General features: G+C 70.8%; 2 protein-coding genes. Both read right to left on the bottom strand.

All coding sequences use genetic code 11. The features are described from left to right. On the bottom strand, positions 1-6,927 hold a 6,927-nt coding region (locus WC493_RS20505; protein ID WP_373068015.1), incomplete at its 3' end, for a hypothetical protein. Positions 6,928-6,990: 63 nt separating this feature from the next. Then, a partial coding sequence (locus WC493_RS20500; RefSeq protein WP_373068013.1) for a hypothetical protein occupies positions 6,991-8,421 on the bottom strand: 1,431 nt, incomplete at its 5' end.

The following is an 8,421-nucleotide window of genomic DNA, read 5'->3' as shown; positions in this document are numbered from 1 at the left end:
CTGCTGCGCCGCCTGGTGCGCGGCCTGTTGTGCCGCCTGGGCGGCCTGCTGGGCACGCTGGGCCTGCTGCGCGGCGTCGTTGGCTTGACTCTGCTCGGCGGGAGTCAGGGCTTGGGTCGCCTGCTCGGCCGCCTTCTGTGCGGCGCGCTCGGCCTGGCGGGCGGCCTGCAGGGCGTTCTGCTCCGCGCGCCGGGCGAGGTCCCTGGCCTGCGCAGGATCGAGCTGAGATTGCTGTGCGGCCCGGAGCGCATCCTCGGCGGTCTGGCTGGCGGCGTCCGCGGCCTTCTGAGCGTGAACGGCCGCCTGATCACCGGGAGTCCGGCCCGCTTTCCGCGCCTGGGCTTCCTGCGCGAGTTGAGCGGCCTGATCGGCGGCCTGTTGAGCCTGGCGAGCCGCGTCTTCCGTTTGCTGCGCGTATTCCTGCGTCTGCTTCGCGGTCTTCTGCGCGTCCTGCACGGACTGGCGGGATTGCTGGACGGCCTGCAACGCTTTCTGCGACGTCTGTTGCGCCAACAGAGCGGACTTCCCGGCGGCTTGCCAGGCCTGGCCGGCAGCGTCGGCGGCCTGTCGCGCCTGCTCGGCGGCTTCCGGCTCGTTCTGTGCCGCCGCCTGTTCCGCGGCTTTTTTGGCGGCGCGTTCGGCGCTCCTGGCGAAGCGCTGTGCGACCTCGGCTTGTTCCTTCGCCTCAGCAGAGCGGCGCGCCGCCTGCTGGTCGCCTTGTGCGGCATCGAGAGCCTGGAGAGCGGCCGTCTCGGCTCCTTCGGCGACGGCTTCGGCCTTGCGGGCCGCTTCCGTGGCCTGTTCGACCGCGCGATCGAGCGGGTCTTTGCCCTGCGCGTACCGCACGGCCTCGGCCATCTCGGCGGCTCGGTCGGCAGCCGTGGCAGCGCTCTGTGCGGCCTGCTCGGATTGCTGTGCTGCTGCGGGATCGGCCTGTCCCTGAGCCGAGGTGACGGCCTTCTTGTACGCCTCCTCTGCGAACGCGGCGGCTTCCTGCGCGGCTTCTGCCGCCTCCTGCGCGTTCTTCGCGGCCGGCGGGTTCTGCTGAGCTTCCTGGCCGGCGGCCTGCGCGGCCTGCTGAGCCTGCTCGGCCATGCGCTTGGCCTGGTCGGCGCGGTTCATCGTCTCTGCACCGAAACGGACAGTCTCCTGCCGCGCCTGCTCGGCCTCCTGCTGGGCTTGGGTGACCGCCTGCTTGTTGGCGTTTTTGGCCGCGTCGTCCGCCTTCTGTCGAGCCAGCCGGAGCAGTTCGGCGGTCCTGGCGGCGTTTCTGGCGCTCTCGGCCGCCTGCCGGGCCAACTGAGCCGCCCGGTCGGCGCGGTCCGCAGCCCGATCAGCCGGATTCTCGCTCATGGCCCCTGCAGCCGATCGTGCAAGCTGAGCCGCTTCGACGGCGTTCTTGTACGCTAGCTCGGCCTGCAGTCTCGCGCCCTTGGCGGAGGCCTGGCGCTGTGGAACGGCGGGAACCACGGCTGCGTCTCTGGCGAGCTGGGCGGCGCTGCGGGCGTTCTGAGCAGCCTGAGCGGCCTTCTGCGCGGCCGCGGCGGCATCCTGCTGGGCGGCGGCATTGACCTTCTCTCCCGCCTGGCCGGCGGCGCGCTGAGCGGCCTGCTGCGCCTGTTGAGCGTGGGTCGCCGCCTGCTCGGCGGCGATGTTCGCCTGCTGCGCGGCCCGCTGAGACTTCGGGGGATTCCCTTCGGCATCGGCTTCCGCCTCGACGGCCTTCTCGGCGGCCTGGGCGCATTCTTGCGCGGCCTGCTGGGCTTTCTTCTCGGCTCGCTCGAACGGATCACCTGTCGCGGCCTGCGCCGCCATCTCCGCCGCGCGGAGCGCCGCCTGCGCCGCATCGAGGGCTTCGGCGGCTTTGCGGGCGGCCTCGTCGGGATTGTCCGCGGCCTCCTGTGCGGCGGCGGCCGAAGCTTCCGCAGACTTCGCCGATTGAGCGGCGGTCTCCTGAGATTCATCGAGAGCTTCCGCGTTCTTCCTGGCGTCGTCCTGTTCCTGGTATTCCTTGGCGGCCGCTTCGGTCTGCTGCGCGGCCAGGGCGGCCTTTTCGGCGGCGGCCTGAGTCAACAGCCGGGCGCTGCGCGCGGCGGCCTCCGCATCGGGCCGCATCTTCGCCTCCTGGGTCTGCTGAGCCGCGGCGTACGCTCGATCTGCCGCAAGCACAGCCGCCTGTTCCGCCTGTTGCGCCCTGCGGAGAGCCTTGTGAACGCTGCTTTCGCCCTTGGCAAGCTCGGATTGCCGCGCGGCGAAGGCGGCCTCGCGGGCCTTCTGCTCCGCTTCGCGGGCGGTGGCCTCGGCTTTCAGAGCGGCCTGTGCCGCCAGCGCCGGCTCGCTGGCCTGCGCCGCGGCGTAGTTCTCCTGGGCCGCCTGCGTTGCCTTCTCGGCCGCCTGGGTGGCCGCGTCGATCGCCTTCTGACTTTCCTCGGCGGCGCCCGCATCGGCTGCTTTCCGGTGCTGCTGGTTGGCAACGGCGGCGGCTCTCGCGGCCTGCGCAGCGAGTTCGGCAGCCTGCTGAGCCTTGCGGCTGGCCTCTTCCGCCGCTTGCCGGGCAATGCCGGGATCCCTGGCGGCGGATTGAGCGGAACTCCGGCTGAGGCCGGCGGATTCCTGAATCTCCTTCGCCGCCTCTTCCGCCTTCACGCGGGCCAGAGCCTCCGGCGAATTCTGAATCGCGGACAGTGCGTCGCGGGCGGCCCTGGCCGCATCGCGGGCGGCGCGCGCGGTTTCCTCGGCGCGGTGCGCCGCGCTGATGGCCGCTTCTTCGGCGGGCTTGGGTTTCTGCTGATCGAGACTGTCGACGGCGGTCTGCGCGTCCTGGGCGGCGCGGGCCGCCTCGTCGCCCGCTTCCTTCGCCCGCGCCGCGGCGGCCGTGATGGACTCGGCGACGAGCGGCAGGTTCTTCTGTGTCGCGTCCTGAGCGAGACGTTCCGCCGCGGACTGAGCCTGCTTCGCGTGGCGCCCGGCGTCGCGCGCCGCCTGGCGGGCGTCCTGCGCGAACTGGCGGGCGGCGTCGGGTTCCTGTGTTTGCGCGACGACTTGGGCGGCCTTATCCGCCGCCTTCAAGGCGTCGCGGCGCGCCTCCTCCGCCTTGCCGATGGTCCGCTCGACGGGCGTTTGCAGGTGTGCGTACTGAGCGTCCGCCGCCTTCCGGGCGGCCTCCTCCGCCAGTTCCGCCGCGTCCTTTGCGCTGGCCGTCGCGCGGGCGGCGTCTCGGGCGCGTTCCGCTACGCTTTCCGCGGCAGCGGCCCGGCGGGCAGCCAGGGCGGCGTCGTCCGCGCGCTCGGCGGACGTCCCCGCGGCCTGCGCCGCGTCCTTGATCTCCTCGACCTTCTGGAGCTGGGCCGCATTTTCCGGCGAGCCGGCGGGCTTCGTTCCGGCGAGAGCGGCCGTCTCCCTGGCCGCGCGCTCTGCCGTCCGGTTCGCCTGGCGCGCGTAGAGCGCGGCACTGGCGGCTTCCTTCGCGGCGACGGCGGCGGCTCGAACGGAGTCATCCGGCGCCGGCCGCGCGAGTTGAGCCGCCCCGTCCGCCTTCCGAGCCGCTTCGCGCGCGTGCTGAGCGGCTGACGCGGCCCGGTCAAAGGCCCGCTCAAGCGGGCTCTGTGTCATCGCCCGGCCGCCCTCTTCCGCCTTGCGGGCGGCGCTCATCGCCATCTGGCCGGCCTGAAGCGCGGATTGTCCGGCCTCGCGAGCCTGGTTCCGCCGCTGTTCGGCATCGGGCTGCTTCGCGGCCGCCAGAGCAGCCGCCGCCGCGGACCGCGCCGTCTCAGCGGCCTGAGCCGCCTTCTCGGCGATCTCCCTCGCGTCATCGGCCGCTTCCAGGTTGTCCGCTTTCTGCGCGGCCGCGGCGGCACTTTCAGCGGACTGAGCGGCCAGACCCGCCAGTGCGGCCGCCCGATCTGCCTGGCGGCTCGCGCGCCGGGCGGCGCTCACCGCCTCGACGGGATCGGATGCCGAGACATCCTGCGCCCGCCGGGCTTCCCGAACGGCGCGGTCGGCATGCTCTGCGGCCCAGACAGCCTGCTGGGTGGCCCGGTCGAAGTCGTTCGCCGCCTGCGCGAACACGGCCTCCTCCCCTCGTTCCGCCGCGGCAAGCGCGGCTTCGGAAGCCTCGCCGGCTTTCGAGTGCGCCTCCTCGGCGGCGGCGGCAAGCTGATCGGCCTGCAAGCCGGCGGCCTTTTCGGCGAGTGCGGCAGCCTCCTTGGCGGAGACCGCGGCCTTGCGAGCCTGCTGAGCCGCGGCCCGCGCGGCCTCGGCGGCCGGCTTGTCGCCGGCCTGATCACCCACCTGCGCCGCCTTCTCCGCCGCGATCCCGGTTGTCTGCGCAAACTGTGCTGCGGCCTCGGCCTCGGCGCGGGCTTCCTGGGCCGCACGCTGCGCGGCCTGGGGCTTATCGGCCGCGTGGAGTCCGGCCTCCAGCGCGAGGTCGGCGGCAGCGCGAGCGCGGGCCGCCGTGCGCAGCGCGTTGATGACCGACTCCTCGGCGGGGGTCGGCGGCTTCAGCGTACGCTGGGCCTTCTCCGCCGTCTGCGTCGCCTCGTCGGCCGTCCGCTTCGCCTGCTCCGCCGCCTGGATCGCCTTGTCCGGCGGGTCCTGTGGCCTCAAGGTCGCTTCCTGAAACGCTTCGAGAGCCCGCTCCTTCGTCTCCTTCGCAAGTTCGCGAGTGCGCAGGGCGGCGTTCCGGACATCCTCCGCCACCAGCGGGTTCCGCTCCTCGGCGCCGCGGGCCGCCACTTCCGCGTTCTGAGCTGCGCGTTCCGCCTCGCGAGCCGCCTCCGCCGCTCGAAGGGCCGCCAGCTTCTTCGCCATCTCCGGGCTGTTCACCTTGCTCAGTTCCTGCTGAACCTTCTCGGCCGCGTGCCGGAGCGCCTCGATCGTCTTCTGCCGCGCCTCCGCCGTGCCCAGGTCGCTCTGCGCCCGGTCGGCGGTTCTGGCGATCTGCTCGCGGAGCCGGTCGATGAACTTCCGGTGCAGCAGCAACGCGGCGTCGCGGGCCGTCTCGTGCTTCCTGGCCGTCTGCGCGAAATCCGGCTTCTCCGCCCCGGCATACCGCGCCGCATCGCCCACGAGGTTCTGCAAGCCCTCAAAATCCCGTCCCAGTTCGGGAACGGCATGCTGCGCCTGCTGCGTCATCTCCCCCGCGCGGACCTCCAGCCGCTTCACCGCGTCCGCCTGCTCCTGAAGCTGATCGCGCGGCGTGTCCGCGTTGAACTCCTTCCAGGCCAGTGCGCCGTCGTCCAGCTCGTCCGCCAGCGCCCGCAGGTCCTCCGCCAGGTCCAGCCCTGCCGCAATCTCCGCGATGTCCTTCGTCTTCTGAAATGCGTTCACGATTTCCTTCAGCTTCGCGATTGCCGCGTTGAGCCAGCCGAGCGTATCCTGCTCCCGGGTGATCGCCGCCTGACGGGACTTCGTCTTGTCCGCGCCCAGGAGGAGCGGGATTTCCGATTCGTCCTCGCCATAAGCGAATGGCGAGGCATCTTTCCAGCCGCCGAGGTGCGCCCCGGCGTAGTCGGCAGCGGTCACGGCCAGCCCGACCAGGTAGCCGGCCGCCCCCGCGTTCACGTTCAGCTTGCCGATCTGATCGGCGGCCTCGCCCCGGATGCCGCCCTGCGTCTCCTGAAGCGGCGCCACCTCGCGCGCCCGTGCGTCTTCGGCCGTCCTTCGCGTCGCTCCGAGGAGCGCCGTCTCCCGGCCCGCCAACTGCTCCAGCTTCTTCCGGATCTCCTCCATCTCCCGCATGCTCTTCGCGATCTCCACCGGATCCAGCGTGTCCAGCCGGCCGCTCTTCTCGCGGTCCAGCTCGGTCAGCCGGTTCGCGACGACCTTGAGGCGCGAGATCACCCGCCCCTGGCTGAGAACCGCCTTGTCGAGCGTCCCACCCTCCAGCTCGCCTTCCGCCTGAAACGAGCGGCCCCTGCTTTCCGCGGCGATCTTCTCGACGGACGGCGCCGCCGCCGCGATCAAATCCACCAGGTCCCCGATCCGCCCCGTGATCGCCGCCTGCCGCCCCGCCAGCGCGTCCAACTGACCCTGTGCCGCGCGGCGAGGCGCCGACCGCACCGCCTGCCGGAACGAATCCTGCTCCCGGACCGCCGCCAGTGTCAGATCGATCAGCTTCGACAGCTCTGACCCGCCGTTCTGGCCCAGAATCGCCGCAATCTTCCGAAGCGTCCGGATCGCCGCCGGCTCCTCCGCCGAGCACGCCCCCCGGACCTTCGCCCGGTCCAGCGTCCTGTACGACGCCTCGACCGCCTGCATCTGCGCCATCAGCTTCTCCTGCACCGCCAGCGCATTCGCAGCCTGGATACCCTTCAGCACCTCCCGGTCCTCGTCCGCCTCCCCTCCCTGCCTCAGCAGAGCGTTCGCGTTCCTCGACCACTCCGCCAGCAGCTTCGTGAACTGCAGCGCGCGCTCGTTGATGTCCGACTGCGACACGCCGAGCTGCAGGCTCCGGTACTTGAAATCATCCGTGCTCGACTGAATGAGGGAGAGCCCCCGGCGGTGATGCTCCACCTGCGCCGCAATCAACTGCTCGATCTCGATCGATACGGTCATGCCCACCAGCGGAACCTGCATCTGCCGCACCATCTCGCGCAGGCGCTGCAGCACGATCCGCGACTCCGCCTTCGCCTCCCCCGTCTGCCCGGCGAACAGCGCCTCGATCGTCTTCGTCATTTCGTCCGTGCTCAACGTGTCCAGCTTCGCCGCAAAGTCCCGCAGCCCCTCCGCCACCTCGCTCTTCCCCATCTTGTTCTGCTCGAGGTAATCCAGCATCGCCGCGACTTTCGTCTTCAGCAGCTCCCGCACGTTCCGGCGCACGCTGTCCGCCTCGTTCCCCACGGCCCGCGGCTCCGCGGCAAGCGCCGGAGCGGCCAGACCTCCGAGCAGAATCAGCGAAACGATCAGCCTCATTGCCTTGCTCATTACCTCACTCCGTTCGCCCGGCTCCGCGTCCGGCGCCAGTCCGGCCGCGGAACAGTGACCCGGTTACCTTTTCGGCTGCGGCGCTCCGTCCCGCTTCGGCTCCGGAGGCGGAGCCACGGGCGCCTCGATCTTCTCGTCGACTCCCTGCCACCCGCCCAGAATCCGCAGAAAATCCTGCGTCACCTCCGTCAACTGCCTGTGAAGCCGGAGCTTGAACGTCTTCTCGTCGATCACCACCAGCGTATATTCCTTCGACCGCCCCACCCCGCGCGGCACTTTCGACATGTCCAGGCTCGGCATCAGGACCGCCGGCGCCGTGTGATCCCGCGCCTCCACAAAGAACGCGACGCTGTCGCCCACCCCCGCCTGCATCGCCTTCGGCGAGATCACCGCCTTCAGATCGCTCACTCGCGTCGGAGCCGACGCCGCCCCCACCTGGTACAGCGGCTCGATGTGCCACTGACTCTTGCTCGATTCCGCCTGCGTGTAATCCGCCGGGACCACCCGCCAGTACAGCGACACGTTCAGAATCCCGTAGTCATCCTGCGCCTGAGCCCGCGCCACCGTCTCCAGCGTATCCTGCACCTCGACCGTCTCCGTCCTCGGCTCAGTCACCGCCACCTTCGGCGGCCGGTCCGCAATCGCCCGCAGGGAGAACACCGGCGCCGGACTCTCCTGGCTCTCGATCGACTCGTAGTTCGTCACCCCCTCCTTGTCCTTCACCCAGATCGTGTACCGGAGGCTCGACTGAAGCGGTTCCGGGAGTTCCAGCGTCGCCGAGGTCGCCGACGTCGCCTTCATCGGAACCTCCTGCAGCGCCCGCACCCCCGAGAGATACACCAGCTTGATCGACTCGATCTCCTTCTTCGCCGCCCCGCCGATTGCCGCCGGCTGCACCAGCTCCACGTTCACCTGCACCCGCGTCCCCTCGATCGCCTCCCCCGATCCTCCCTCAACCTTCGCCGCCGTCAGCCCCGCGTACGGCGGATACCGCAGGTCCAGCCCCACTTTGATCACCGGACGAAGCCGGGCCTCGATCCGATACACCCGCCCCGAACGGTCCTTCTCCGCCACCGCATCCCCCCCGCGCACGCGGTACGTGAACGAGTCCACCACCCGCGCCACCGTCGCCGTGAACACGTGCTTCTCCGTCTCCCGCATGTCCAGCGTCGTCGTCCGCCCGTGAACGTCCGTCAACTCCAGCCACGCCGTCGCCGGATACGGCCGAAACTCCGCCTCAAACCCCACGCTCTCGCCGCGAACCACCGTCGTCGGGTTCGCCACGTCCCCCGGCGTCACCCGGATCACCCGATACCGGGCCGGATACGACCGATGCCCGAACATCATCCGGTTCGCAAACACGCTCAACTGCTCCCCCTGAAACCCAAGACCGAGCACCATCAACGCTGCGGCCGCACACAGCATCCCCCCCGTCTTGTACAGCGGGCGCCGCGAAATGACCGCCCCGAACCGCAGCGGCCGAGCCAGCGCCTC

The sequence above is a fragment of the Zavarzinia sp. genome (assembly GCF_041650655.1).
Lineage (GTDB): Bacteria > Pseudomonadota > Alphaproteobacteria > Zavarziniales > Zavarziniaceae > Zavarzinia.
Note: the sequence above shows the minus strand (reverse complement) of the source record. Positions and strands in the feature narration are given on the sequence as shown.